We start from the raw sequence: 25321 nt of genomic DNA, 5'->3' as shown, positions 1-25321 counted from the left end.
TTCAATGAGGGCTGCGATGCTCGCGGGCGACTTGCATCAGTCCTCATGCAGCGGTGTACGACAGTTGTGTGAGCTCTTCTGAGACTCGCCACGTGCGCTGAGCATCCTCGGTGCTGTGAAGTCTCGAGTAGAGCTTCTGCTCACCCGGAGCGCCACCCATGTGCCCAAAACCGCGCGGCCCGTAGAATCCGCCGCGTTCAGCTTCGGGGGAGGTCGCTGCGTAGAGTGCGGAGAGTTTCGCGGTCTCGACGGTTCCAAGGAGGATGCTCCGTTCCGAAAGAGTTCGGATGATCTTCCGGCCTGAGGTCTCCGCGTCACGGCCGAGTTCAGGACGCTTCGCGAGCAGGTTCGTCGGCGCAATTCCTGGGTGGGCGAGGTTGCTCGTGATTCCCCAGCCTTCTGCCTGGCTGCGACGGTCGAGTTCGAGGCCGAAGAGCCCGAATGCGATCTTCGATTGGCTGTAGGCCTTCATGCCGTCGTACGAGCGTTCCCAGTTCAGATCGTCCCAGTTGATGGCCCCACTATTCGCCGCGACGCTGATCTGCGAGGTGACGCGTGCGTTGCCGGAGCGAAGCAGCGGAAGTAGGTGGCCCACGAGGGCGAAGTGCCCCAAATGATTGGTCCCGAACTGAAGTTCGAAGCCGTCGGCGGTCACCTGCCGGTCGGGCGGGGTCATGACGCCGGCGTTGTTGATGAGGATGTGGATCGGCCGGCCCTCGGCTCGGAGGGTCTCGCCGAGGCTGGCGACGGAGGCGAGCGAGGACAGGTCGAGTTCGCGGAGTGACACGTCCGCGTTGGGTTCCTTTCGCCGGATTGTGGCTATCGCGGCGTCACCCTTGCGCGGGTTCCGCACGGGCAGGAGTACCTCGGCGCCGGCCGCTGCGAGCCTGGCGGCGATGCCAAGTCCGATGCCGTCGCTTGCTCCGGTGACGACGGCGCGTTTGCCGGACAGGTCGGGGACAGTGATATCGATCGGTTTGCGTGGCATGTGTTCTCTCCTGAAAGTGGTTTCGTTTCCTCCACGGTCGTCGACGACTGCGAAGTTATTCAGGGCCGGTTGATCCGTGGATACGGGAGGCCCCTTTTTCAGAATCAGGCTTGTCCGTCCCGGATCACGCTGTCGAGAAGGGGGGATCGCCAGGCCGTGAATGTGCACCGAGCGAGCCGCAAGAATGGAGAGGAGGGAAAGAGGCACCCATGGAGATCGACCGGGCAGGATTGGCGGGGTTCCTCCGGCGCCGTCGGGAGGCGCTGCAGCCCGAGGACGTCGGCCTTCCACGTGGACAGCGCCGAAGGACGAGCGGGCTGAGGCGGGAGGAGGTGGCCGGGCTCTGCCACATGTCGACCGACTACTACTCGCGGCTGGAACGGGAGCGCGGGCCTCAGCCGTCCGAGCAGATGATCGCGTCGATCGCGCAGGGCCTCCATCTCTCGCTCGATGAGCGAGACCACCTCTTCCGGCTCGCCGGTCATAACCCACCGGCGCGTGGGGCGGGCGGCGAGCACGTGGGACCGGGACTGCTGCGCATCTTCGATCGTCTGCGCGATACGCCCGCTGAGATTGTCACTGAACTCGGAGAGACACTGCGGCAAACCGCGCTCGGTGTCGCGCTCACCGGGGATCTGACCGCCTACACGGGGCCTGCCCGAAGTATCGGCTACCGCTGGTTCACCGAGCCCGCCGCGAGACAGCTCTACGCCCCTGAGGAGCATCCGTATCTCACTCGCTTGTGGGTCTCAGGATTGAGGGGAGTAGTCACGTTACGTGGTCCCGGCTCCCGTGCGGCGCACATCGCTGACCTGCTCCTGGACCGCAGCGAGGAGTTCCGAGAGGTGTGGAGCAACCACGAGGTCGGCCTTCGTCCCAAAGAGATCAAGCACTTCGCCCACCCCGAACTCGGAGCACTCGAATTGACCTGCCAGACGCTGGTCGACCCTGTTCAGTCGCACTCGCTGCTCGTCTATACCGCCATCCCAGGTACCGAGAGTCATGAGAAGTTGGAACTTCTGTCCGTTATTGGAGCTCAGACGCTTCGCTGACAGCATGAGGCCATTCGAAATGGGCCGGAGTCGTTATCGGTGGCGAAGCATCCGTCACGGTGGTTATGTCGCACAAGGAGCACCTCGGTGGGAAGTCGAGCTTCGCAGCCGTCGAGAACCGTCCGTAAGGGGTTCCAGCTAAGCGTTCCCAAGTGGCATGGCCCGGGACGATACTTGACGTACGCGTCTTCTCCTCTGTGTCGTCGCCAGCTATCGGCAGCGCGGTGTGCGGCTGAGAGTCGGCGAGGCGGGGGATGTGGTGCGCGACGATATTGTTGAACGCTTTGACAATCCGGGTGCCCGGCAGGAGGGCCTGCTCGTATTCTGCGGTCGTGGTCTCGAGGGTATCTAGTTGCTCGATGCGACCGTCCCGATACGGGTAGTAGTTCCCGGTGGAGAGGATCGTCCTGCCAGCGAACACGTCTGCGGGCAGCTTCGGATAGGCGGTAAGTGGTATGGCCAGTATCGGGATTTCGCCGAACTCTGCTGATGCACGGACGTCGCCGGCCTGTGCCTGGGGACCGAGTTCGTCGACGAGGCCTGTCAGCGACTCTGGTCCACGTGAGTTCGCGATCAGGACCTCGTAGCCCGCTGCGATCGACAGCGTGGAAGCCCGACTCCGACCTGTTCCTCGGCGGGCGTTAGGCGCGGGCTCGATAGCGCCGAGGCTTCCGGGACGAGATCGTCCTGCAGCGCCGCGCCCGGACGGGTCGCAGGAACGGTCCGGTCTTTCCCCGTTCACCGGCGGGCTACCGGACGGCAACCGACATCCTGTTGCGTTGACCTTGTCAGAGTCGCCTCGGAGGGAAACAGAATCATGTCGCAGCAGGAAACACGGAAAAGTCTGCCGATGGCCGGCCACACCAAAGGCAAGCGCAGCCCGGTGACCTGCCAGCTCAAGTGCGGCAACGCCTGCGCGATGGGCGTCTGCAACCAGAGCGACAATGACTACTTCAAGGACATCGTCGGCGTGGCTCTGTCCCGTCGTTCGGTCTTGCTCGGCGCGGGTGCCGGCGCCCTGGCCCTCACTTTTGCCGGATTCGACACCCCATTCGGCGGCACGCCTGCCGCTCAGGCGACTGGCCGCGGGCTGTCGTTCACACGCATCGCTCCCGTGGACTCGATGGTGGACGACTTCACGGTACCCGCCGGCTACCAGTGGTCGCCGATCATCCGCTGGGGCGACCCGATCCTGGCCGGTGCGCCCGAGTTCGACATCGACAACCAGACGGCCGAGGCGCAGGCGCTCCAGTACGGCTACAACAACGACTACCTCGACATCATCGAGCTTCAGGGCAGTGGTGGCCGCAGCGGCCTCCTGGTCACCAACCACGAATACACCAACCCAGGCATCATGTTTCCGACCGCCGCGAACGAGGAGGAGCGGCTGCAGCAGCTCCGCATCACCATGGCTGCGCACGGCATGGCCGTCGTCGAGCTGAAGCGGAAGAAGAAGGGCCGGCCGTGGACTTATCTGCGGTCCTCCTCCTACAACCGCCGCGTCACGGCATCCACCCCGTTCCGCCTCACCGGACCGGCCGCTGGCCACGACCTGCTCAAGACGCAGGGCGACCCCACAGGCATGACCGCCGTCGGTACCTTCGGCAACTGCGCCGGCGGCACGACGCCGTGGGGCACCGTGCTCTCCGGCGAAGAGAACTTCAACAACTACTTCCGGTCGCCGGCCACGACCGCCGGTCAGAAACGGTACGGACTGTCCACGTCGGCGTCCACCTACGGGTGGGAAGCCATCGAGCCGCGATTCGACGCGGTAGCGAACCCTGGCTACGTGAATGAACCGAACCGGTTCGGCTACATCGTCGAGATCGACCCGCTCGATCCCACATCCACCCCGGTCAAGCACACCGCCATGGGGCGCATGAAGCATGAAGGCGCCAACGTCACCGTCGCGCCGGACGGCCGGATCGTGGCGTACATGGGCGACGACGAACGCTTCGACTACCTGTACAAGTTCGTGTCGCACAAGACTCTGCGCAAGGGAAACAGTGCCAAGGCCCGCGCACACAACAAGACGATCCTCGAGACCGGTGACCTCTACGTCGCCCGCTTCAGTGGCAATTCACCGGCCGCCGAGATCACCGGCACCGGTGCCCTGCCGAGCGACGGTGCCTTCGACGGCAGCGGAAAATGGATGCCGCTCACACTGAATGGTGAGAGCGCCGTACCCGGCTTCACCGTCGAGGAAGTGCTCGTGCACACCCGTCTGGCTGCGGATGCTGTCGGCGCCACGAAGATGGATCGCCCGGAGGACGTGCAGCCCCACCCCACCAGCGGCAAGGTGTACGTCGCCTGCACCAACAACACCCAGCGGGGCACGCTCGGCAAAGCGGGTGTCGATGAAGTCAATCCGAAGACGATCAACCGCGATGGCCACGTGATTGAGATCACCGAGAAGAGGAACGACGCCACCGCCACGAGCTTCGCGTGGACCATCCTGCTGGTCTGCGGTGACCCGGCGGTGTCCGGCTCGACGTACTTCGCCGGCTTCCCGGTCGACCAGGTCTCACCGATCTCGTGCCCGGACAACCTGGCCTTCGACAAAGCCGGCAACCTGTGGATCTCCACCGACGGTCAGCCTGGCACGATTGGCTACAACGACGGTCTCTTCCGGGTGGGCCTGAAAGGTGCCGATCGGGGCCGCGTCGACCAGTTCCTAGCCGTGCCGCGAGAAGCGGAGACCTGCGGCCCCATCATCCGGGACGATGAACGGATGGTCTACGTCGCCGTTCAGCACCCGGGTGAAGACGGCAGCTTCGCCAACCAGCACTCGTACTTCCCCGACTACACCGCAGTCAACCGCAAGGGCCTGGTCGCGGCGCCCCGTCCGTCGGTCGTGCAGGTGTGGCAGAGCTAGAGCCTCCTGCTCGATTCGCCACGAAGGCCTAGCGCGGTGCGTCTGAGAATTGTCAGACGACCGGAACTTCAGGGACCAGCGCTGTGCGGAGGTCTGCCTTCGCTTTCTGGTAGCGACTCCGCGCCGTGGACGCTGGGATGTCCAGGATTTTCGCGGCTTCCGTCAGTGTGAATCCTTCCCAGTGGACCAGCCGGACGAGCTCCGCCAGAGCTGGGTCGAGGCGGGCAATCGCGTCCCGGACCTCGGCGCCGTCGTCGGCAGAGGTTGCCGCCGAGTCATGGTGGCTGTGGCTCCGGATGCGGTCGGCAAGTGCCCATCGGCGGTGCTCGCCACGCGCATGGTTGAGGAGCGTTTTTCGTGCGATCCCGAATAGCCACATTCGTGCCCGCTCCGATTCCGCGGGGAGGTGGCGAACCCGCCGCCAGGCGGTGACCATCGTCTCACTGAGGAGATCGGGAGCGTCGTCGGGGCCGGCGCGTCGGGCGAGGTACGCCAGCAGGTCCGTCGCGTTCGCCTCGAAGGCCATGATCAGTGCCGCGTCTTCTCCGTGGCGCGTCATTTGTCGCCATTCCAGTTTTCGCCGCTGCAGTGCAGCTGGCTGTGCCACGTCAGCGCGGCGAAATCCTCGAAGTCCGAGTCATACTCCGGGAGTTTCGGGGCGGGCAGATCGGTGAGATCAAACCCTGCCGCCTTCAACGCGTTGGCGGCGGCTTCTTGCAGGGCCTGGTCGTGGGCCGTCCACTCATTGATCTCCGCGGCCTGAGGATCGATGTCGGCCTGGTTCGTCGCTGCCTGCGCAGCCTCAAGCGCTGCGAGATGCTTCGCCACGAACGGGTCGGCGGCCGCCTCGATATCTGTGTTCGCGAACCAGTCATCGACGGCGCGGTCCACGCCGCCCTGGATCGTCGGATCATACGTGTCGACAGCGCTGTAGCGGATCTCGCACTCTCCCCACGTCGCAGACGTGTAACTGTAGGAGCGGTCGGGGTTCTCCAGCCCATTGCCCCACAGCCAGCCCGAAGCCGCCGTCGCGACGCCGGCCCCACCTGCGAGCAGAAGCGCGAGGGTCCCGCCAAAAATCGCTGTGCGCCGATACTTCCTCGAGGGACGCGCCACACGTCGCGCATCCGCGAGCATCACATGCAGGTCTTTCTTGTCGATCACCTGTCGCGCCGGCGCCGAAGCGTCCAGCAGGTCATCCAACGGTTCTCGATCCATAAGTTCTTTCCTCGTCTCAGAATAGGTTCACTCAATACCTGTCCGGCGCGGCGCGATTCGTCCACGAAGCAGCAAGATCGCCCATACCCGCTCACGATCACGGCCTGGCCCGCAGGGCTCAGCAATGACCGGTGCGTCGAGCATGGCATCAGCGGAAGAGTCTCCTCCGAGTCCGGGATAGAGCGGCATTGTGGAGAAGCCGCGCGACTGGAACCTCTGGCCCCCGCCGGCCTGCACGCGGTAGAACAGTTTCATGGCCACGTCGTCGCTCGTGTTAGGACCCATGCTGCGGTACGTCGATGAGACGTCAGCGAGCATCTGGGTGGAGACACGAGCCGGATGCCTGGTCACGGTGCGCGCCGAGGGGCGAGCGTGGCAGGCCCGCAGCTTTGCCGTGCACGGGCATAACTACGCGCTCGTGGAAGTCGATCGGCTCGAGCCGGGCACCGTCAGGCCGTACGAGGTGGAGATCGACGGGGTTGTCGTCTGGCCAATTCCGGATTCCGAGTACCCGGCATCCGTGATCGCCACGCGTATGCCGGGCAGACACCCGCGCATCGCGTACGGGTCATGCCGCACGAGTGTGCCCCACGACCGTGCCGGCAACCGTACCCACGGGGTCGACTCACTGCGAGCGTTCGCGCTCGCGGTGGCGGACGGCCGCGAGCCACGACCGGATCTTCTGCTGTTCCTCGGTGACCAGGTGTATGCCGACTCGACCACGGGGGAGATGCAGGAATTCATCCGCAGTCGGCGCGACATCCACCAGGAGCCCGGCGCGGAATTGAAAGACTTCGAAGAGTACGCCCACCTCTATCAACTCGCCTGGTCGGACGAGGCCAATCGGTGGCTGCTCTCGAGCGTGCCCACCGCCATGATTTTCGACGACCACGACATCCGCGACGATTGGAACGCATCGCTCGAGTGGAAGAAGAAGATGGAGGCCACCTCCTGGTGGCACGAACGGATCGTCGCCGGACTGGCGTCCTACTGGGTGTACCAGCACCTCGGCAATCTCTCTCCCCGCGAACGGGCAACAGACGAGTTGTGGCGTCAGATCTCTGGGCACGATGACACATCGTCACTCGAGCTCAGCGCCGCGCTCGACGAGTTCGCGGACCGCTGCGACAAAGACCCGAGCAGTTACCGCTGGAGCTACTGCCGCGACTTCGATGACGTGCGGCTGATCGTCGTGGACTCCCGCGTCGCGAGGGATCTCACGCCCTCGGCTCGCGGGGTGCTGAACGTGCAGGAACTGGCGTGGTTCGATGAGCGGATGGTGGGCGGGTTTCGCCACGTGCTTGTGGGCACTTCGCTGCCGTTTCTCCTTCCCCTTGGACTCCACCACGTGGAGGCCTGGGATGAGGCAATCGCACAGGGCGCCTGGGGTCGGCTGGGCGCGTGGGTCGGCGAACGGCTGCGGCAGGGTTTCGACCTGGAGCACTGGGCAGCATTCCAGAACAGCTTTCAGGCCGTCGCCCGGATCGCGACGGAGCTGGCTGACGGTGAGCGCGGCCCATCGCCGCTGACCGTAACTTTCCTGTCCGGCGACGTGCACTTTTCCTATTTGGCGGAGGTGGAGCGCCAGAGCGGCAGTCGCATCGTGCAAGCCGTCTGCTCGCCCGTGCGGAACCCATTGCCGAGGTTACTGCGCTGGTTCTCGGCGGCGATGTCGTACGGCGCAGCGACGCCTCTGGGGGCGGCGGCCGCGCGCTCGGTTCGGGTTCCCGACCCGCCATTCCGCTGGAAGACCGTGAAGGGCCCGTGGTTCGACAACAACCTCGCGCTGCTGCAGGACGGATCAGACGGTCTCGTCATGACGTGGCACACCGGCGTCGTCGAGCACGGGGACGAACTGCACCCACGCCTCCAGGAGGTCGCATCCATCACCGTGGCGGCGGAGAGGGACAGCACGCTGTCGCCCTGACCAGCGGCGAATCTGGTGGAACCGTCGCTGGTTGGTGCGGATTGCTCGCACCAGAGTGGCGACTGGGTTTATGGTGACGAGGGAAAGGTGATCCGCTGGGCTCGGAAAGGGGCACAAGATGAGTGAACCGTCCTGGACGCAAGTCGTCAAAACCGTCGAACCGGAGCAGCCGCAGCTGAAACGGGTGCTCGGGCCAGGGCTCCTGCTCCTTTTCATCGTCGGAGACATCCTCGGCACGGGAATCTACGCTCTCACGGGCCAGGTCGCCGCAGAGGTCGGGGGAGCCGCCTGGCTGCCCTTCCTCCTGGCGTTCGCCGTCGCGACTGTGACCGCCTTCTCCTATCTGGAGCTGGTCACGAAGTATCCGCAAGCTGCGGGCGCCGCGCTGTACACGCACAAGGCATTCGGCATCCACTTCTTCACGTTCATCGTGTGCTTCATCGTCATGACATCCGGCATCACGTCAGCGTCGACCGCCTCACGGGCGTTCGCGGCGAACCTCACCGTCGCCTTCGGCCTTCCGGGCGACACGCTGCCGACCATGCTCATCGCACTCGCGTTCATCGTGCTCATCATGCTGGTCAATCTTCGCGGCGTGTCCGAGAGCGTGTGGCTCAACGTCGTCCTGACCCTCGTGGAACTGTCGGGTCTTCTCCTCGTCATCATCATCGGCATGTGGGCGATCGCCGGCGGCAACGCGGACTGGTCGCGGGTCGTCGCTTTCGACACGCCTGAGGACAAGAACGTTTTACTCGCGGTGAGCACGGCCACCTCGCTCGCGTTCTTCGCGATGGTCGGCTTCGAAGATTCGGTGAACATGGCCGAGGAGACGAAGGACCCGAGCCGCATCTTCCCGAAGATGATGCTCAGCGGGCTCGGCATCGCTGCGGTGATCTACGTGCTGGTGTCGATCACCGTTGTCGCGCTGGTCCCCATCGGAGACCTGGTCGGCAGCGAGACCCCGCTCGTGACGGCGGTCGAGGCGGCGGCACCCGGCTTCCCGATCAACGACCTTCTGCCGTTCATCTCCATGTTCGCGGTCGCCAACACGGCACTGATCAACATGATGATGGCGAGCCGCCTGCTCTACGGCATGAGCCGGCAGAACGTGCTGCCGCCATTCCTCTCGAAGATCGCTCCGAAGCGCCAGACGCCCTGGGCGGCAATCCTCTTCACGAGCGCACTGGCGCTGGGCCTCATCGTCTACGTCTCCCTCGACGCCGAAGGCTCGATCGTGGCTCTGCTGGGCGGCACGACGTCGCTCCTCCTGCTCACGGTGTTCGCGGTCGTCAACGTGGCCGTGCTGGTGCTGCGGCGTCAGCCGGTCGACCACAAGCACTTCCACACACCCGTCTTCCTGCCGGTCATCGGGGCGATCACCTGCCTGTACCTGGTCTTCCCGTGGACCTCCGGTCGGCCCGCCGGGCAGTACGGGATCGCGCTCGTGCTCCTGGCGATCGGCATCGTGTTGTGGATTGCCGAGCGCATCTACACCGCCTCACGTCGTCGTCGCGGGTGATGTCTCGCCGACGTCGAGTCCCGGTCGTCATCGGGGCGGCGGCGCTTGCCGCGATCCTGGCCGGATGCGTGGCACCGCCGGACAGCCGGCTCGACGACTACGAGACACGGGCAGAGGGGATCCACGCGGAACTTCTCGCGCAGCTGCCTGACGCCGCCGACCAGACAGTCAGTTCCCGGGCCTGGTTCGATGAATCCGAGTGGCTCGTCCCTGCGGAACGTCAGGTGGCGCACTGGACGACAGAATCGACCCTCACGCTCGACGACCCGTTGCCTGCCGCGGCGGCCGCCCTCGGCGAGCACCTCATTGCCGAGCGCTGGACGGCGGAGTCGATTGTCGAGGCCGATGGTTTCCATTCTGACGTCTACCGCCTGAGCGAAGCCGACGGGGAATGGATCGTCGAAGTGTCATGGAACGACGGGCAACGCCTGCTCGTGATGGTCCAGAGTCCCGTCACCGTCCGCGGCCCGGCACAGGGCTGACAGACGAAAGACTCGTGGGAGGCCGGTGTGAACCGGCCTCCCACGAGTCTGTGATCAGCTCGTCGTTACCGAGCATCCTCGGCAGCGAGCAGTTCGGCGACGCGTCGACGCTCCGCCTTGCCCCAGGTCTCACGGGTCGTGAGGATGCCGATGAGGCCGATCGTCGCAGCGAGGAGAACGACCAGCGATGCTCCGGGCCAGCCGATCGCTCCGACCGCGAGGGCCGCGATGAGCGGAGCGAACCCGCCGACCGATGCGGCGATCTGGTAGCCCATCGACGCGCCGGAGGTGCGGGTAGCCGTGCCGAACTGTTCGGTCAGCAGGGAACCCTGCACACCGGTGAGGGTGGCGTGGATGACACCGATGCCGATGATGAAGGTGAGCACGACCAGCGCGGGGACGGCGTCGTTGGTGAGCAGGTACATCGGGAACGCGAACGCCATTGCGGCGATGCATCCTGCGATGTACAGGGGCTTTCGACCGACCTTGTCGCTCAGGCTTCCGGCGGCAAAAGTGATGAAGATCGCCACGAGGCTCGCGGCGGTGATCGCCCCGAGCGCGAGTGGCCTGATGTCCGGGAAGCGCTCCGCCATGTAGTTCAGGAGGTACGTTGCCGTCGAGTAGTAGGTGAAGGACTCGACGATGCGGAGGGAGACGACCCGGAGGATGCTCTTCCAGTCGTTGCGCCACGCGCTGAGGAACGGGTTCTTCACCGTCTGGCCCGACGCCTTGGCATCTTCGAATTCAGGTGATTCACTGAGGCGCGAGCGGACGAACAGTGCAGCGATGACAAGCACCGCGCTGAGGAGGAACGGCGTCCGCCACTGCCAGTCGCCTTCGAGCCCGGCGCTGAAGACGAACATCGCGCTGGCCATCGCGATGCCGAGAGGGTTACCCGCCTGGGGGATCGCCGCGTACATGCCGCGTCGGTTCGCCGGCGCGTGCTCGTAGGCCATGGTGATGGCCCCACCCCACTCCGCTCCGAAGGCGAGACCCTGGATCATCCGGATGAGGACGAGCAGGATCGGTGCGAGGATGCCGACCGTCGCGTAGGTCGGAAGGATGCCGATGCAGAAGGTCGCGCCTCCCATCACGATCATGGCTGCGACCAGAACGGGTTTGCGTCCGAACCGGTCAGCCATGTAACCGCCGATGGCGCCACCGAGCGGGCGCATCAGGAACCCGACGGCCAGGGTGGCGAAGCTCAGCAGTGTGCCGATGAACCGGTCTTCCTCGGGGAAGAACACCGCGCCGAAGTACAGAGCGGAGGCGGTGCCGTAGGCGATGAAGTCGTAGTTCTCGACGCTCGTCCCGATACCGGCGGCGATCGATGTCTTGAGCCGGTCGGGTGACCCGCGGAGTGATGTCCGTGGTTTGTCGATGGTGGTGTCCGTCATAGTGGATCTCCTTTGATCGTGCCACAGATGATTGCGTGGCAGCCGTGCGAGGTGGTTGTGGGTCAGGTCAGTTCAGGGACGAGGGAAGAGGTGCGGTCGTCGAGTGCGTTGAGCTTCGCGACCCGGCGACGAGTGTCTTCGTCGTCATCGAAGGTCGCGTTGAGGAAGTTCGCGACGATCTCGCCGATGAAGGCTCGGGGCGCAAGCCACGCTCCGAGCGCGATGGCGTTGGCGTCATCGTGTTCGACGGCCTGGTGCGCGGAGAACGGCTCGTTCGCGAGTCCGCACCGGATGCCACGGATCTTGTTGGCAGCCATGATCGCTCCGGCGCCTGAGCCGCAGACGAGGATCGCACGATCTGCGCGGCCATCGAGAACCGGGATGCACGTCGCCACGGTGATGTCGGGAAAGTCGACCGGGTCGGTGTTGTGGGTCCCGCAATCGATGACCTCGTGCCCGAGGGCCGTGATCGCGTCGTGCACGAGCTGTTTGTAAGGGAAGCCGGCGTGGTCGGCTCCCAGTGAGACCTTCATGATGTGCTCCAAATCGGCTGGTTGGCTGGGGCGGCGACGGACAGGTCCAGGGACCGGTCGACGTCGAGGAGGTAGGGGATCGACTCGGACGCACCGGGTCGGGTGACGGTGAGACCAGCCGCAGCCCCGGCGACGCGCAGGTGCGCAGCTGAGACGCCGTCGAACGGAAGGGCGCTGGCGAGGTATCCGATGAACGTGTCGCCTGCCGCGGTGGTGTCGACCACGTCGACGGATGCCGCAGGCACGCTTTCGCTGCGGACACCGTCGATGACGATGGAACCGTCCGCACCCAGCGTGCAGACGACGACGGCATCCAGCCGCCGGCCGACAGCGCCGATGAGCCCGTCCCTGTCCTGGTCCTCGAGACCGAGGAGTTCGGCGACGCAGAGAAGCTCATGTTCGTTGACGATCAGCACGTCGATCACGTCGGGAATGTTGTCGAGGGCGGTCGGAGCGGGAGCCGCGTTCCAGACCACGGTCGCCCCCGCGGTCCGTGCCACCCGGGCCGCGGCCGAGGCTGCTGACGCGGGCAGTTCGTTCTGCAGGACGACGATGTCGGTCGTGCGGAGACCGGTGAGCAGGCGGGTCACGTCATCGCCGTCGAGGGTTCCGTTCGCACCTGGGACGACGACGATGGAGTTCTCGCCCGAGTCATCCACCGTCACGACCGCGTATCCGGTGTGCACGTCGCTGCGGACGACCATCCTGTCGATGTCGACTCCGTCCGACCGGAGCCGGTCGCGAGCGGCATCCCCGGCATCGTCGTCGCCGACAGCGCCGACCATGATGACCGTTGCACCGGCGCGCGCAGCTGCGACTGCCTGGTTGAGGCCTTTCCCGCCGAGGCCGGTGTCGAGCCGACTGCCGGTCACGGTTTCTCCGGGGGAGGGATGCCGCGGAGTCCTGACGAGGATGTCCCGGTTCACGCTTCCGACGACGAAAATGCGACGTCCAGCGGTCACGTCTTCGCTCGGAACACGCGAGGCGGCTCCGGGAAAGACGGTCGCGTCACGAGCGTCATCGTTGATGGTCGGCATTGATCCTCCGCGTGGAAACGTTTCCAATTGGGAACGTTTCCACTATTGCTTAACGTCGACGGGAGCGCAACCTCGGACCTGGAGCGCCTCGCCATCCAGCATTCGGCACGACGCGCGGCGAGGGATTTGCGCGGCGCGGTCCTGTGTTGGAAACTGATGAAACGTTTCCAGTGGAAGTTGACCTATGCCGACGATCAAAGATGTCGCGGAGCGAGCGGGAGTCTCCCTCGGCACAGCGTCGCGCGTGCTCAGCGGCGGTGGCAACACGTCGCCCCGGTCGCGTTCCCGGGTCCAGGCTGCCGCGGCCGAGCTGAACTACATCGCCAACGGCCCGGCGCGATCGCTCCGCAGCGCGCGCACGAACGTTCTCGGGCTGCTGGTCTCCGACATCCGTAACCCGTTCTTCTCCGAGCTCGCGCATGCGGCTGAGCGGGAGGCGATGCGGCTGGGCTACACGGTGATCCTCGCCAACGCGAACGAAGACGAAACCCAGGCTGACCAGTACCTCCGCATCTTCGCCTCGCAGCGAATCGACGGTTTGCTGCTTGCTCCTCAGGGCCCTCTCACTCCGCAGCTGACCTCGCTCCTCGCGTCAGGTCTTCCGGTGGTGCTGCTCAACCGGCTCGTCGAAGGCCTCGACGCGCCGTTCTTCGCCACGGACAACAGTCAGGGCGTCGGCCTCGTCCTCGATTGGCTGCAGGCCAGAGGGCACACGGACGTTGCCTTCGTCGGAGGCCCGACCACGATCTCGACCGGCGCGGAGCGTGAAGCGGCTTACCTCGCAGGCAGGGCGTCACACGGGATCAGCACCGACGAGGCGCTCATCGATGCCGGCGACTTCCTCGCCGACGGCGCCGAGCTCGCCATGGTGCGCATTCTCGACAGGGGAGCGCAGCCGACGGCGGTGTTCGGAGCGAACGGACCAACCACTCTTGGTGCGGTGCGTGCCCTGCGCCACCGTCTCGGCCCTTCGTGGGCTTCCCAGATCGAGGTGGTCTCGTTCGACGATCTCGAGTGGTTCGAGTTCGTGTCGCCGGCGATCAGCGCGGTGAGGCACGACGCTGCCGCCATCGGCAGGCGCGGCGTCGCCGGGCTGCTCGAACTCATCGCAGGCGGAACCGTCGAGTCTCAGCGGATCGCGACCACGTTCATCGATCGTTCGGAGTCCTAGGGCGCGTTCAGTTCGCCTGCGACAGCGCTTCGGCGAGTGAGCGTTCCAGCAGTGATCGCAGCGCGCCGCGGTCGACATCCGTCAGCCGCGTGAGGTAAAGACAGACCTTGCTCGCACGGTAGGTGCCGAGCCCCGCCAGGAGATCGGGCCAGCGCACCGAGAAGTCGTCGGCGAGGTAAATCGTGTGCTTCGTCGGCCCTGGCGCGAATGCGAGCAGGGGAGAACGGCCGCCATGTCCGCTCTCGTAGCGATACTCGAACTCACCGAACCCGATGATGCGGCCCGCCCAGACGACGGGCTCCTCACCGCTGATCTCGCCGAAGAGAGCGAGCAGCTCGTCAGCCTCTGCACGCCTGGGGCCGGTGGCACGGTCGAGCACCTCAGCGACCGGCAGGTCGGACGGCGACATTGCGGGCTGTTTCGCTGCCATGCGTCTCCTCGAGCTCGTGCTGGACCCTCAGCGTACTGCTGCAGACTCCTCCGCCGGTGACGGCCACTCGACGGTGTCCGGACCGGGAATGGCGCGGTCATCTCGCATCAGCGTCGTTCCGGCGGGAATCTCCACCGTGGTCCGCCCTCGAGTGGCGACGACGACGATGTCGCCGGAAGGAGCCGGGATGACGACGCTCGCCCAGTCGAGGTCACCGAGTTCCGGGCGCACCTCGAACCGGGCCCATCCGTCGTCGATGGGTCGCACCCCGAGAACCGCCTCCGGCAGGATGACGGCAGGACCCGATGCCCAGGCGTGGCTGAGACTGCGGCCGAACGGCCGGCCGTACATCGCGAGGATGTCGTCGCCGACGGTCGCTTCCTCCCAGAACGTGCCAGGGCCGCGATCGAGCATCGCGCCCCACGTCTCCCGCACCTGCTCGAGCGCCGCAGGCGTGTCTCCCGCCGCGAGCATGGCCCGGAGACGGAAGGCCGTCATGAAGGGTGTCCCGGCGGCGCCCACGCGAATGGCATCCGCCACACCCGCGGGGATCTCGCTTCCGTTGTGGATCCCGGAGAGCACCGCGAGGAAGTTGGCGTAGCGGGCCGGCTGTTCGGACTCCCGGGCGTCGAGGTAGTCGGCCCAGCGCCCATGGGTCGGCAGCCACCCGCGTTGCCGAAGGGTGGTGGCGAGGTCCGTGGCCAGTTCGCCCCACCGTCGGGCGTTCGGATGCTGCGTCGCCGCGAGTACCCGATGTGCGCTGCGAAGTGCCCAGTACCAGAGCATCTGCAGGGCGATCGGATCGCGGCCGATTTCCAGTGTGAGGCCCCAGTCGAGGAACACCGAGCCGTGCCCGGCGTCGACGAAACCGCCTGGCTGGTTCGTGGGCCGGAACACCCCGTCTTCTCCCGAGTGTCGGGCCAGGTCGGTGACGAACGCGTCGAGTCGGTCCGCTTCCGTGGCGGCGAAGGAGAGATCGCCGAAATACCGCAGGCGAAGGCCGGCGTTCACCACCCACCAGAGTGAATAGTCGGCGATCCCGTTCACGTATCCGTGATCGGGTCGGCCCAGCGCGACAAGTCCGTCGGCGACGACACCACCGACCCCGAGCGCGTAGGCGTTGGCGAGTGTGCTCAACGCCTGGTCGCCGGCCCACGGCATCCGATCACGTTTGATCCCGTCGATCATCAGTCCCTGCATACAGAGACGTAGGGTGTACTGCGATGCAGCCCAGATGCGGGTGAGCCGGTCATCGGAGCAGGCGAATGCTCCCGGGCGGTCGACCGGGGGCACGGATGCCTGCACGACGACGGATGCGAGGGGAACGCTCGATTCGACGGAAAGGTATCGGAAGCCGAGCAGATGTCTCGTCGTCCAGCCCCCATCGCCCATGGCGACGAGCTCGTGCCGCGTTTCATGTGTGTCCGGGTCGGCGCGGGCCTCGTCGATGCTCTCGCCGCTGGACACACGCGGGGGATGGCCAGGCGGGAAGATCGGGCGGCCGAGCACAGGCGCGCCCACGTCGAACAGCGAGTCGCCGATGCCGAGCGCGACGACTTCGACCGAGCCGGCCTGTTCGAGGTGCGGTGCGACGTCGCCGCCGTGTCGGGGGAGTACGGCCTCCCACGCACCGTCACCGGTCCGCGCCTGCCAGTTCCGGAGCGGCGCGTCCCGATCGACCAAAACACCGGGAACCTCACCCTCGGCCCCGGTGACGTCGACGCGGACCTCGGCGCCTGCTGGAGCGGTGACCGAGAGAACTCTTGCGGACTGATCGAGGACGTCGCGGGTGCTGGGCACGCCGTTCACGGTAGCCGCGGTCAGCGTGCCGGCGATGCGCACGGTGACGGTCGCGGCATCCGTGGTCGTCGCGACGAACGACGCCGCGCAGGAGGCCCGTCCGTAGTTGCGCGGGTAATGCACGTTGCGGTTGGCGGCGAAGCCGTCGTCTACCAGCCGGGCCAGCAGGGCGAGTTCATACTGTCCGGGTCCGTATACCCACGCCGTCCCATCCGGAGATTGCTTGACAGCGGCATCCTCGAAAGGCTGGGGAGAGCGTTCACGAACGCAGGCGCGGACTTCTGCTGCCGTGCCAGGCAGCCGCTGGTCTCCGGTCACCCCTTCACGGCACCGGAGGTCATGCCGGCGACGATCTCTCGCTGGAAGAAGATGTACATGATCAGCGGCGGGATCGTGATGAGGAGTACATCCGCGAAGAGGAGATTGAACGAACTCACCGATTGGGAGATGAAGTTGAATGTCGTCAACTGCACGGTGGCGTTCTCATCTCCCGGCAGGAAGTACAGCGCATAGGTGAAGTCGCTGAAGACGAAGACGGACTGCACGACGATGACCGTGACGATTACTGAACGCAGCAGCGGGAAGATCACGCGGAAGAAGAGCTTGAGCGGGCCGGCGCCGTCGATGATCGCCGCCTCGTCGAGCTCGCGCGGGATCGTGGAGACGAACGCACGGAACAATAGGATGCAGAACGACAGACCGAATGCGACGTGCACCGCGATGAGGCCGGGCAGCGTCTTGAACATCTCGAGACCCTGCAGGACCCAGATGGTGGGCACGACAGCCGGTGGAATGATGAGGCCGGCAAGGACGAGACCGTTCACCAGCGGATTCCAGCGCGACCTCCGGCGCTGCAGGACGTACCCCACCATCGCAGCCAGCACCACCATGACGGAGACCGCCACGACGGTCAGGATGGTGCTGTTGAGAAATGCCCGGACCAGCAGGAAGTCGCGGTTCTGGATGACGGTGATGATGTTGTCGAACAGCACCCACTCGGTGGGCCACGTGAATTCGAGGGCAGCTGCCTCCGCCTGCGTTTTTCCAGCCGTGAAGACGATGAACGCGAACGGGACGATGAAGACGATGAGGGCGAGAACGATGGCGACGATGCCGGCGCCCCACTTCCAGGCGACATTTCTCATTGTGCGTCCCCCTTTCGGTTGAGCCACCACGACAGTGGGAAGATGATCGCGCCGACGACGACGAACAGAACGACGTTTCCGGCAGTGGAGAGGCCGAAGAACCCGGCCTGGTACTGCTTGTAGATGACAGATGCGAGCACGTCACTGGTGAAGCCAGGACCTCCACCGGTCATCGCCCAGATCAGGTCGAACGATCGCAGGCCTCCGATGAGGGAGAGCAGGACAACGGTCACCGTCGCGGGGCGGAGCAGTGGAAGTGTGATGTGCCGGAAGTTGTTCCACGCCCCGGCGCCGTCGACTTTCGCGGCTTCGAAGTACTCCTGGGGAATCGCGACCATGCCGGCGATGTAGATGAGCGTTGCAAGACCGACACCCTTCCAGATGTCGACGAGGGCGACCGAGAGCAAAGCTATCGACGGGTCGGTCAGCCATGCAGGGCCCTGGATCCCGATCGCCGCAAGGGTCTCGTTGATAGGGCCGCCGAACGGGTCCATCAGCACCTTGAACAGGATGCCCACGCCGATGGTGCTGACAAGCACGGGGAAGAAGATGGTAGCTCGCAGGAAACCGCGTCCGATGATCTGCGAACTGAGGAAGACGCCGAGCAGGAGGCCCAGTACGACCTTGGAGGCCGACGTGATGAAGGCGTAGATGAAGGTGTTGATGAAACCCTGCACCAGTTGTGGTTCCTGGAAGAACCGCACGAAGTTGGCGAAGCCGATGAATTCGACCTCGAAGAGGGTCCAGCGCGTGAGTGAGAAGTAGAACGACGCGAGCGTGGGAACGAGGAAGAGGACGACATAGAAGACGCCAGCCGGAATGAAGAACCAGGTCGGGTACGAGCTCTTCATTTGCCGACGCTTGGCTGGTTGCGGAGGGGTGACGTCCCCGCGCGATGTGGAGGTTGGTGTTGTCGCTGTGGTCATTGTGTGATCTCCCGGATGTGCCTGCGGGGCCGGACTGCTGCCCGGCCCCGCAGGTCATGGATGCGGCTTACCAGCCCTCGATGCCGAGCTGCTGTGCCTGCTTTTTCACATCCTCGTCATACTGTGCTGCGCCGTCGGCGGCAGAGGTGATTCCGGAGCCGACCGCGACCGTGATCTGTTCGAGCGCAGGGCCTTTGATGGGGGAGAGGAACTCGAGGGCGAGGTTCGTCTTCTCCTCGTCGAAGTACGGCTGGAGGTCGGAGACGATCGCCGGCACGTCGTCGGGCAGTTCGCAACCCTCGACGACGAACGGACCCTGGGGTGCCGTGGTCTCGGCCTGGATGTCGCAGCTCTCCGGTGTGACGAGCCACTCCACGAACTTTTTCGCGGCTTCGAGCTTCTCGCCCTCGGTCGACTGGGGGATGTAGACCGCGCCCGGCATCCACACGGTGAGCCCGTTCGTTTCGGCGTCCGGACCGGGCAGTGGGAACGTCCCGACGGTGTCGGCGGCTTCGGGATTCGTCGTCATCAGTTGTGACGCGGCGAAGGTGAGCATCGGGTAGTGCGCGCCTGCGCCTGTAGCAACCATGGTGACGCCGTCCGCGTAGCCTGCCGACGCGAAGTCCTCGTTGAACAGCCCGGCTTCGAATGCCTCCTGAAGGTGCTCGAAGCCTGCGGAGGCGGGTTCATCGACGTACTTGGCCTCATTGTTGGTGTATTTCTCGGCCCAGTCGGGGTCTTCCGCGAGGACGTTGTTGAAGTCTCCGAGCACGAAGAGCTGCGAGGTCCATGTTTCGCCATAGGTCTGCACGATCGGCGCGGCCGTCCCGGCATCCTTGATCGCCTCGCTGTTGGCGATGAACTCATCCCAGGTGGTGGGAATCTCGAGGCCGAGCTCTGCGTAGATGTCCTTGTTGTACAGCACGGCGCCGGCCATTGCCTGCCCCATCGGCACGCCGAAGACGCCGTCGTCGCCGCCCACCGAGTCGATGAAGTTCTTGTCGAGCTTGTCGATCCATGCCTCGTCGGAGAGATCGACGAGGGTGGACTTCGGGGTCAGTGCCTGAAGGAGCGACCCGGAGTTGTAGGCGAACACGTCGCTCATCTCTCCAGTGGACAGACGCGTCTTGATGAGGTTGTCGCCGTCCGCGCCCTGCGGGCGAGTTTCGACGTCGATCTTGATGTCAGGGTTTTCCTCGGTGAACGCCGTCGCGAGGGCCTCGGCGGTCGCGACCGTCGCCTCCTGGTTGTCGACGAGATAGCTGAGCGTGGTGGTGCCGCCCGAATCGGAATCCCCGGCGGAACAGCCGGCGAGTGCTAGCGACAGGGCTATACCGCCTGCGCCTATGGCGACGACCGAGCGTCGCGACGTACGGGGGACCATCATCTTTACCTCCATGTAAAGCAACTGCACTGTTGGATGCTCCGAACGATCTCGGTGCTGTGGTGGCCCACGTTACAAGTGGCGCCGAATTTATGTCAACCGATCTACAACAATTTATTGAAACGATTTTACAACGCCCGGGAATCCAGTTGTAGATCGGTCTATCTTTTCGCCGTCGAGCGTGTATCGTGGCAGCCAGTCGAAAGGGGGAGGCATGCCAGGATTGCGGGGAGCGACCATCGAGGATGTCGCGCGAGTGGCTGGGGTCTCGCGCGCAGCGGTGTCCAAAGTCATCCGGAACGCGTATGGCGTGAGCCCCGCGATGCGCGAGCGAGTGAACGCGGCGATCCAGACGCTCGACTATCGCCCGAGCGTCGCGGCCCGGGCGATGCGCGGCGTGAGTTTCACGCTCGGGATCGAGCTGCCGAACATCGGAAACCCGTTCTTCTCGAAGATCATCGCCGGGGCGACTGCCGCGTTGCAGCACACCCAGTACCAGCTCATCATCGCTCCGGCCACAGGGGATGACGGTGACGAAGGAGTGCGCGCGCTGAGTGCCCTGTCCGACCGGCAGGTCGACGGCATCGTCGCGATTTCGCCTCTTGTGACGTCCGAATGGCTCGAACGGCTCGCGACGAAGGTTCCCGTGGTCATGCTCGGCCGCCACGACCACGCGGTCTCGTACGACACGGTCATCGGTGACGATGTCGAGGGAACCCGCCTCGTCATGGAACATCTTTTCCAGCTGGGCCATCACCGGATCGTCCACCTCACCCGAAGCGAAGAGGTCACCCGACCGGGCTCAGGCAATCCCCACGCGGTTCGGCTGGAGCAATACGTCGCCCGGATGCACGCTGCCGGCTTCGGCGAGCACACACGTGTCGTGCGCACGGGCCTCACCGAAGAGTCCGCGCGGCTCGACACTCTTGCGCTGCTCGACCAGGAGATTCCCACGGCGATCTTCGCCGGGAACGACGAACTCGCCCTCGGATCTCTGCGGGCGATCGATGAGTTCGGCCCCACCGCAGCAGAGGTTTCCGTCGTGGGCTACGACGACATCGACATCGCCGGCCACCCCGCCGTCTCGCTCACGAGCATCAACCAGTCCGGCGAAGCCATGGGTGAGCAAGCCATCCGCCTGCTTCTCGAGCGCATCGGCGGACGCTCTGAGCCCACCAACTTCATGGTCGAGCCCGCGCTCAAGATCCGAAAATCATCGCGACCAGTACCGACCAGAGACACACCCTGACCCGAACCACTCACACCGGGCACTCACCCAAGGAAGGTTGACAATGTCCCAGCTTCTGCCTGCCCCAACGGCCGTCGATCCCAGCGCTCGCATCGTTGCGCTGCGAACGCAGTATCCCGAGGATCTGATCGGCGTCCCGCTGACTGATCTGCGCCTCACCTGGCGAGCGAACGCGGCATCCCCCCAGATCGGCTATCAGGTGCGCTGGCACGGAGCGACGAGCGGCACGGCGGAACCGACCGTCGCGGACACCTCGATCGGCGTCGTCGTGCCAGGGCCTTCCTTGCAGGCGGGGCAGGTGCGGATCTATGAGGTTCGCATCGCAACGGCTGCCGGATGGTCGGCGTGGAGCGATCCGCTCACTGTGGAGGCTGCCGTCGACCCGGGCGCACTGACGGCGCGACCGATCGGTGGCACTGAGTCGGTCGACGGCCCGGTGATGCTGCTGCGCACGACGTTCACCGTTCCTGCGACGCCGGTACGGGCTCGCCTGCACGCCACGTTCTGGGGTGTCGGTGAGCTGCGGATCAATGGCGAACGCGCAACGGATGAACACCTCACCCCCGGCTGGACGGCGTACAAGGATCGTGTCGTTCTCGGAACCTGGGACGTCACCGGGCTGCTCCACGTCGGTGAGAACGCACTCGGTGCGTTGCTTGGCGACGGCTGGTACCGGGGCCGTCTCGGCTGGGAGAACGGAACCGAGCAATACGGGACACAGACGGCCGCTTTCGTCCAGCTCGACGTCGAGTGTGCCGATGGCACGACGGTGCGCGTGGCCACGTCCCCCGAGTGGACGACCTCCACAGGGGGCATCCGATCCGCCGGCCTTTACGACGGAGTGGAGATCGATCTCGGGGCTGAGCCCGAGGGGTGGGATGCCGCGGACTTCGACGATTCCGCGTGGGTTCAGGCCCTCCCGATCGATGTCGACACTGCAACCGTGGAGCCCAGGATCACCGGCGGTGTGCGGACGATCCGGGAGTGGGACGTCGCCGTCGAGCAGCGTGAAGGCCACAGTTTCCTTGACAGCGGCCAGAACATCGCCGGATGGCTGCGGCTCGTGGTTCGCGGCTCGGCCGGCGACCGGGTGGAAGTCCGTCACGCCGAGGTGCTGGAGCCCGACGGCTCCATCCACACCAAGTCACTGCGCACAGCGCGGGCGACCGACGGCTACGTGCTCGCCCACGACGGTGAGACGACGCTCGAGCCGACCTTCACTTTCCACGGTTTCCAGTACGCCGAAATCACGGGTGCCGAAGTCGTATCGGCCACGGCCGTCGCCATCTCCAGCGCGGACCGGCCCCGTTCCGAGTTCGCGTGTTCCGACCCGATGCTCGAGCAATTGCACTCGAACGTCGCCTGGTCTCAGCGCGACAACTTCGTCTCGCTGCCCACGGACTGCCCGCAACGAGACGAACGACTCGGCTGGACCGGCGATGCCCAGGCATTTGCACCCACCGCCAGCACACTGTTCGATGTCGAGCAGTTCTGGGTGTCGTGGTTGCGAGACCTCGAACTCGATCAGGACGCTGACGGCTCCGTCGCGGCCGTCGTACCCAACATTCTCGTCGACCCAGAGGAGCCGAAGGATGGCGAATGGACGACGATGGGACGCGCCGGGTGGGGGGATGCCGCCACCATCGTGCCGTGGGCGATCTACGAGTCCTATGGCAGCGATGAGGTTCTCGTTCGGCAGCTGAGCAGCATGCGCCGCTGGGTGGCGAGCCTGGAACGCCGGGCCGACGGTGGTCTGCTTCCCACCGAATTCCAGTTCGGTGACTGGCTCGACCCTGATGCACCGGGCGATCAGCCGTGGAAGGCGAAGGTCTCGTCTGACTACGTGGCGAACGCATTCTTCGCGCACAGCGCCCGGCTGCTGGCGAACGCCGAGCGGCTCGTCGGCGACGCCGACCGCGCCAAGGCCGCCGATCATCTCGCCGACCGCGTGACGCAGGACACCTGGGAGCGCTGGGGCGCTGAAGCGGTTAGCACCCAAACCGGTGCGGCGATCGCGCTGGAGTTCGGGATCTCACCCGACGAGGAACGCGCGCGCATCGGCGAGGAGCTCGCGCGGAATGTCCGCGATGAGCGCGGACGCATCGCCACCGGATTCCTCGGCACCCCGCTCGTGCTCTTCGCCCTGGTGAACAGCGGCCACACCGACGAGGCGTTCCTCATGCTCCTCCGACTGGAAGCACCGTCGTGGCTGTACCAGGTGGAGATGGGCGCGACGACCGTGTGGGAACGATGGGACGCGCTGGCGCCCGACGGAAGCATCCACACAGGGGAGATGGCCACGGACGACAGCTCTGGAATGCTCTCGTTCAACCATTACGCCTACGGAGCTGTCATCGATTGGATCTACCGCTACGTCGCCGGTATTGCCCCGACTCTCGAGCGGCCGGGTTACCGGCGGATCGTCGTGGCACCGCGACCCTCAACGGCCATCACCTGGGCACGCGCAACCGTTGAGACCCGACTGGGCGACGCATCCGTCGACTGGCGTCTCTCGGGGAACAACCTGCACATGGACCTGGTGGTGCCGTACGGCGCCGAAGCGGTACTTGACCTTCCGGCCACGGAAGAGTCGTCGATCGAGGTTGACGGTGGCGCCTATACCGGTGAACCCGTCGGCCCTGGAGAGCATCGCATCGTCGTCTCTGCGGTGCGCGTCGCTGACCCGCAGGCCCTTCTGGCGGCGACCTCCTGACGCTCATCTCTCAGACGGTTCGTTCTCCGCCAACGGCACCAGGGAAACATCGAGCAGTGCGGGACAGTCCCGATTGCAGCCGGCCAGATGATCCAGGTCGTCCGAGATGTGCCCGATGAGAGAAAAGCCGTCATGGGGAACGGCCGCGCCATCGGTGAGGAAGACGATAATGCTCTCTTCGGCCGTCCAATAGGCGACGTCGCCGGCGCGGTAGTGGGTGATGGGGTCGCCGTCGGAGGGCCCCAGTGGCTCGGCAAGACGGGCAACCTGGGCTGTGCCCATGACGTCGTTGAAGACGAGTGAATGTGGAACTCGCTGTGCGAGCTGCGCGGCCTGGGTTGAATCGTTCAGTTTGATCTGCGGATGAACAGGGGTGTCTGCGGGACCTGCTGTCGCCGCGGCGATCGCCAGGAAGAGCACCACGAGTGGCGTGAGTATGAATCGGAGGCGCATGACATCAGCAAACTGCGCGACGGCGCTATGCGGGAGTCCCGGCTCTGACGCGCCCTGGCAGGGCATCCCACTCCCGATCGCCACCGACCTAAACTTCAGGCATGGAACACCACGCGGAGGTTCGCGACTTTCTGATGACGCGGCGAGCCAGGATTGAACCAGAGCAGGTCGGTCTTCTGAGAGGGAGCGACCGACGAGTGCCCGGGCTTCGTCGGGGCGAGGCCGCCGCGTTGGCCGGTGTCAGTGTCGAGTACTACGCGCGACTTGAGCGTGGTGCGATTGGGGGAGCGTCCGACGCAGTCCTGGACGGTCTCGCGAGCGCGTTGCTCATGGATGCCGCCGAACGCGAGCACCTGTACCGGCTGGCACGCCAGTCGGGCGGTTTTGCGTTGCCCAGCCGAGGCAAGGCGAAAGCGCCGAAGGCATGGCGTCCGTCGCCGAGTATCCAGTGGTTTCTCGATTCCATGGAATCAACTGCCGCGCTGATCGGAAACGGCAGGACTGACCTCCTGGCGTGGAACCCGCTCGGCGGCGCGCTCATGGAGGAGATGATCTCCTCGTCGACGACGTCTCCGCCGAACTTTGCGCGGTTCATCTTCCTCGAACCGGTCGCACGACGATTCTTCCCGGATTGGGACATTGCAGCGGGCACGAACGTGGCGCAACTTCGCACCGAAGCAGGCCGCGATCCGCACAGCAAGGAATTGCATGACCTGGTCGGCGAACTCTCGACCCGCAGCGACCACTTTCGTCACCTGTGGAGTCGTCACGACGTGTGGCACCACGAGACCGGAACGAAACGCTTCCATCATCCGTTCGTCGGCGACCTCACTCTGCATTACGACGGCCTGGATCTGGTCGGAGACCCACCGGCGCAACTCACCGTGCTGACTGCCGAGCCTGGATCCCGAGACTATGAAGGGCTCAAGCTACTCGGCACCTTCGTGGCGCCTCAGAGCGCGCCTGCGGAACCACGGTCTCGCGCCTCGCAGTGACAATCGACTCGCGACCGGGTAGTCGAA

Annotated in this window: 22 protein-coding genes; 9 read left to right on the top strand and 13 right to left on the bottom strand. The window is 65.3% G+C overall.

Going from position 1 to position 25321, the window contains the following annotated elements:
• Positions 1-43: 43 nt before the first annotated feature.
• The gene (locus AC1M2K_RS15715; protein WP_480241670.1) at positions 44-988 is read right to left on the bottom strand and encodes an SDR family oxidoreductase; all 945 of its coding nucleotides are present in this window, start codon (positions 986-988) and stop codon (positions 44-46) included.
• 209 nt (positions 989-1197) lie between these two features.
• On the opposite strand from AC1M2K_RS15715, the gene AC1M2K_RS15710 reads away from it, so the two are divergent.
• The gene (locus tag AC1M2K_RS15710; protein ID WP_480241669.1) at positions 1198-2040 is read left to right on the top strand and encodes a helix-turn-helix transcriptional regulator; all 843 of its coding nucleotides are present in this window, start codon (positions 1198-1200) and stop codon (positions 2038-2040) included.
• Here the strand turns inward: AC1M2K_RS15710 and AC1M2K_RS15705 are convergent.
• The gene (locus AC1M2K_RS15705; protein WP_480241751.1) at positions 2015-2782 is read right to left on the bottom strand and encodes an NADPH-dependent F420 reductase; all 768 of its coding nucleotides are present in this window, start codon (positions 2780-2782) and stop codon (positions 2015-2017) included. The genes AC1M2K_RS15710 and AC1M2K_RS15705 overlap by 26 nt on opposite strands.
• Positions 2783-2857: 75 nt before the next feature.
• On the opposite strand from AC1M2K_RS15705, the gene AC1M2K_RS15700 reads away from it, so the two are divergent.
• On the top strand, positions 2858-4915 hold the full coding sequence (locus tag AC1M2K_RS15700; RefSeq protein ID WP_480241668.1) for a PhoX family protein: 2058 nt from the start codon (positions 2858-2860) through the stop codon (positions 4913-4915).
• A gap of 52 nt (positions 4916-4967) precedes the next feature.
• On the opposite strand, the gene AC1M2K_RS15695 is transcribed toward AC1M2K_RS15700, so the two are convergent.
• Together AC1M2K_RS15695 and AC1M2K_RS15690 are read right to left on the bottom strand one after the other, a co-directional pair.
• Positions 4968-5474: an RNA polymerase sigma factor gene (locus tag AC1M2K_RS15695; RefSeq protein ID WP_480241667.1), complete on the bottom strand. Its 507-nt coding sequence runs from the start codon at positions 5472-5474 to the stop codon at positions 4968-4970.
• Positions 5471-6118: a hypothetical protein gene (locus AC1M2K_RS15690; RefSeq protein WP_480241666.1), complete on the bottom strand. Its 648-nt coding sequence runs from the start codon at positions 6116-6118 to the stop codon at positions 5471-5473. The genes AC1M2K_RS15695 and AC1M2K_RS15690 overlap by 4 nt, the downstream gene beginning before the upstream one ends.
• Before the next feature lie 268 nt (positions 6119-6386).
• On the opposite strand from AC1M2K_RS15690, the gene AC1M2K_RS15685 reads away from it, so the two are divergent.
• The 3 genes from AC1M2K_RS15685 to AC1M2K_RS15675 all read left to right on the top strand — a co-directional run bounded on the left by AC1M2K_RS15685 (position 6387) and on the right by AC1M2K_RS15675 (position 10061).
• Positions 6387-8060 carry an alkaline phosphatase D family protein gene (locus AC1M2K_RS15685; protein ID WP_480241665.1) on the top strand — a complete coding sequence of 558 codons (1674 nt, stop codon included), beginning with the start codon at positions 6387-6389 and terminating at the stop codon, positions 8058-8060.
• A gap of 118 nt (positions 8061-8178) precedes the next feature.
• Entirely contained in the window at positions 8179-9579 is a 1401-nt protein-coding gene (locus tag AC1M2K_RS15680; protein ID WP_480241664.1) for an APC family permease, read from the top strand.
• Entirely contained in the window at positions 9579-10061 is a 483-nt protein-coding gene (locus AC1M2K_RS15675) for a hypothetical protein (RefSeq protein ID WP_480241663.1), read from the top strand. Before AC1M2K_RS15680 ends, AC1M2K_RS15675 begins: the two co-directional genes overlap by 1 nt.
• 65 nt (positions 10062-10126) lie before the next feature.
• Here AC1M2K_RS15675 and AC1M2K_RS15670 read toward each other — a convergent pair whose 3' ends face one another.
• The 3 genes from AC1M2K_RS15670 to AC1M2K_RS15660 all read right to left on the bottom strand — a co-directional run bounded on the left by AC1M2K_RS15670 (position 10127) and on the right by AC1M2K_RS15660 (position 13028).
• Positions 10127-11458, bottom strand: a complete 1332-nt coding sequence (locus AC1M2K_RS15670; RefSeq protein ID WP_480236237.1) for an MFS transporter — start codon at positions 11456-11458, stop codon at positions 10127-10129.
• A gap of 62 nt (positions 11459-11520) precedes the next feature.
• Positions 11521-11991 (bottom strand): RpiB/LacA/LacB family sugar-phosphate isomerase, encoded by a 471-nt coding sequence (locus AC1M2K_RS15665; protein ID WP_480241662.1) that lies wholly within the window; start codon positions 11989-11991, stop codon positions 11521-11523.
• Positions 11988-13028 (bottom strand): ribokinase, encoded by a 1041-nt coding sequence (locus AC1M2K_RS15660; protein ID WP_480241661.1) that lies wholly within the window; start codon positions 13026-13028, stop codon positions 11988-11990. Before AC1M2K_RS15660 ends, AC1M2K_RS15665 begins: the two co-directional genes overlap by 4 nt.
• A gap of 184 nt (positions 13029-13212) precedes the next feature.
• Between AC1M2K_RS15660 and AC1M2K_RS15655 the strand changes: the two genes are divergently transcribed.
• The gene (locus AC1M2K_RS15655; RefSeq protein WP_480236240.1) at positions 13213-14199 is read left to right on the top strand and encodes a LacI family DNA-binding transcriptional regulator; all 987 of its coding nucleotides are present in this window, start codon (positions 13213-13215) and stop codon (positions 14197-14199) included.
• A gap of 7 nt (positions 14200-14206) precedes the next feature.
• On the opposite strand, the gene AC1M2K_RS15650 is transcribed toward AC1M2K_RS15655, so the two are convergent.
• From AC1M2K_RS15650 to AC1M2K_RS15630, 5 genes are all read right to left on the bottom strand, one after another.
• Entirely contained in the window at positions 14207-14629 is a 423-nt protein-coding gene (locus AC1M2K_RS15650; protein WP_480241660.1) for a DUF1801 domain-containing protein, read from the bottom strand.
• 27 nt (positions 14630-14656) lie between these two features.
• Positions 14657-16747 carry an alpha-L-rhamnosidase-related protein gene (locus AC1M2K_RS15645; RefSeq protein WP_480241659.1) on the bottom strand — a complete coding sequence of 697 codons (2091 nt, stop codon included), beginning with the start codon at positions 16745-16747 and terminating at the stop codon, positions 14657-14659.
• Positions 16744-17574: a carbohydrate ABC transporter permease gene (locus tag AC1M2K_RS15640; protein ID WP_480236243.1), complete on the bottom strand. Its 831-nt coding sequence runs from the start codon at positions 17572-17574 to the stop codon at positions 16744-16746. Before AC1M2K_RS15640 ends, AC1M2K_RS15645 begins: the two co-directional genes overlap by 4 nt.
• Positions 17571-18425, bottom strand: a complete 855-nt coding sequence (locus AC1M2K_RS15635; protein WP_480241658.1) for a carbohydrate ABC transporter permease — start codon at positions 18423-18425, stop codon at positions 17571-17573. Before AC1M2K_RS15635 ends, AC1M2K_RS15640 begins: the two co-directional genes overlap by 4 nt.
• A gap of 142 nt (positions 18426-18567) precedes the next feature.
• Entirely contained in the window at positions 18568-19887 is a 1320-nt protein-coding gene (locus AC1M2K_RS15630) for an ABC transporter substrate-binding protein (RefSeq protein ID WP_480241657.1), read from the bottom strand.
• Positions 19888-20098: 211 nt separating this feature from the next.
• Between AC1M2K_RS15630 and AC1M2K_RS15625 the strand changes: the two genes are divergently transcribed.
• Together AC1M2K_RS15625 and AC1M2K_RS15620 are read left to right on the top strand one after the other, a co-directional pair.
• Entirely contained in the window at positions 20099-21133 is a 1035-nt protein-coding gene (locus AC1M2K_RS15625; protein ID WP_480241656.1) for a LacI family DNA-binding transcriptional regulator, read from the top strand.
• 43 nt (positions 21134-21176) lie between these two features.
• A complete protein-coding gene (locus tag AC1M2K_RS15620) occupies positions 21177-23846 on the top strand; it encodes a family 78 glycoside hydrolase catalytic domain (protein ID WP_480241655.1) in 2670 nt (889 codons plus the stop codon).
• A gap of 3 nt (positions 23847-23849) precedes the next feature.
• On the opposite strand, the gene AC1M2K_RS15615 is transcribed toward AC1M2K_RS15620, so the two are convergent.
• Complete coding sequence (locus AC1M2K_RS15615) at positions 23850-24269, bottom strand: cyclophilin-like fold protein (RefSeq protein ID WP_480241654.1); 420 nt, start codon at positions 24267-24269, stop codon at positions 23850-23852.
• A gap of 227 nt (positions 24270-24496) precedes the next feature.
• Here AC1M2K_RS15615 and AC1M2K_RS15610 point away from each other — a divergent pair, with 227 nt between their 5' ends.
• A complete protein-coding gene (locus AC1M2K_RS15610) occupies positions 24497-25294 on the top strand; it encodes a helix-turn-helix transcriptional regulator (protein WP_480241653.1) in 798 nt (265 codons plus the stop codon).
• Positions 25295-25321: the final 27 nt, after the last annotated feature.

It is taken from the genome of Mycetocola sp. Y171, from assembly GCF_056713165.1.
The sequence above is the reverse complement of the archived record's forward strand: the minus strand, read 5'-3'. Positions and strand labels throughout refer to the sequence as shown.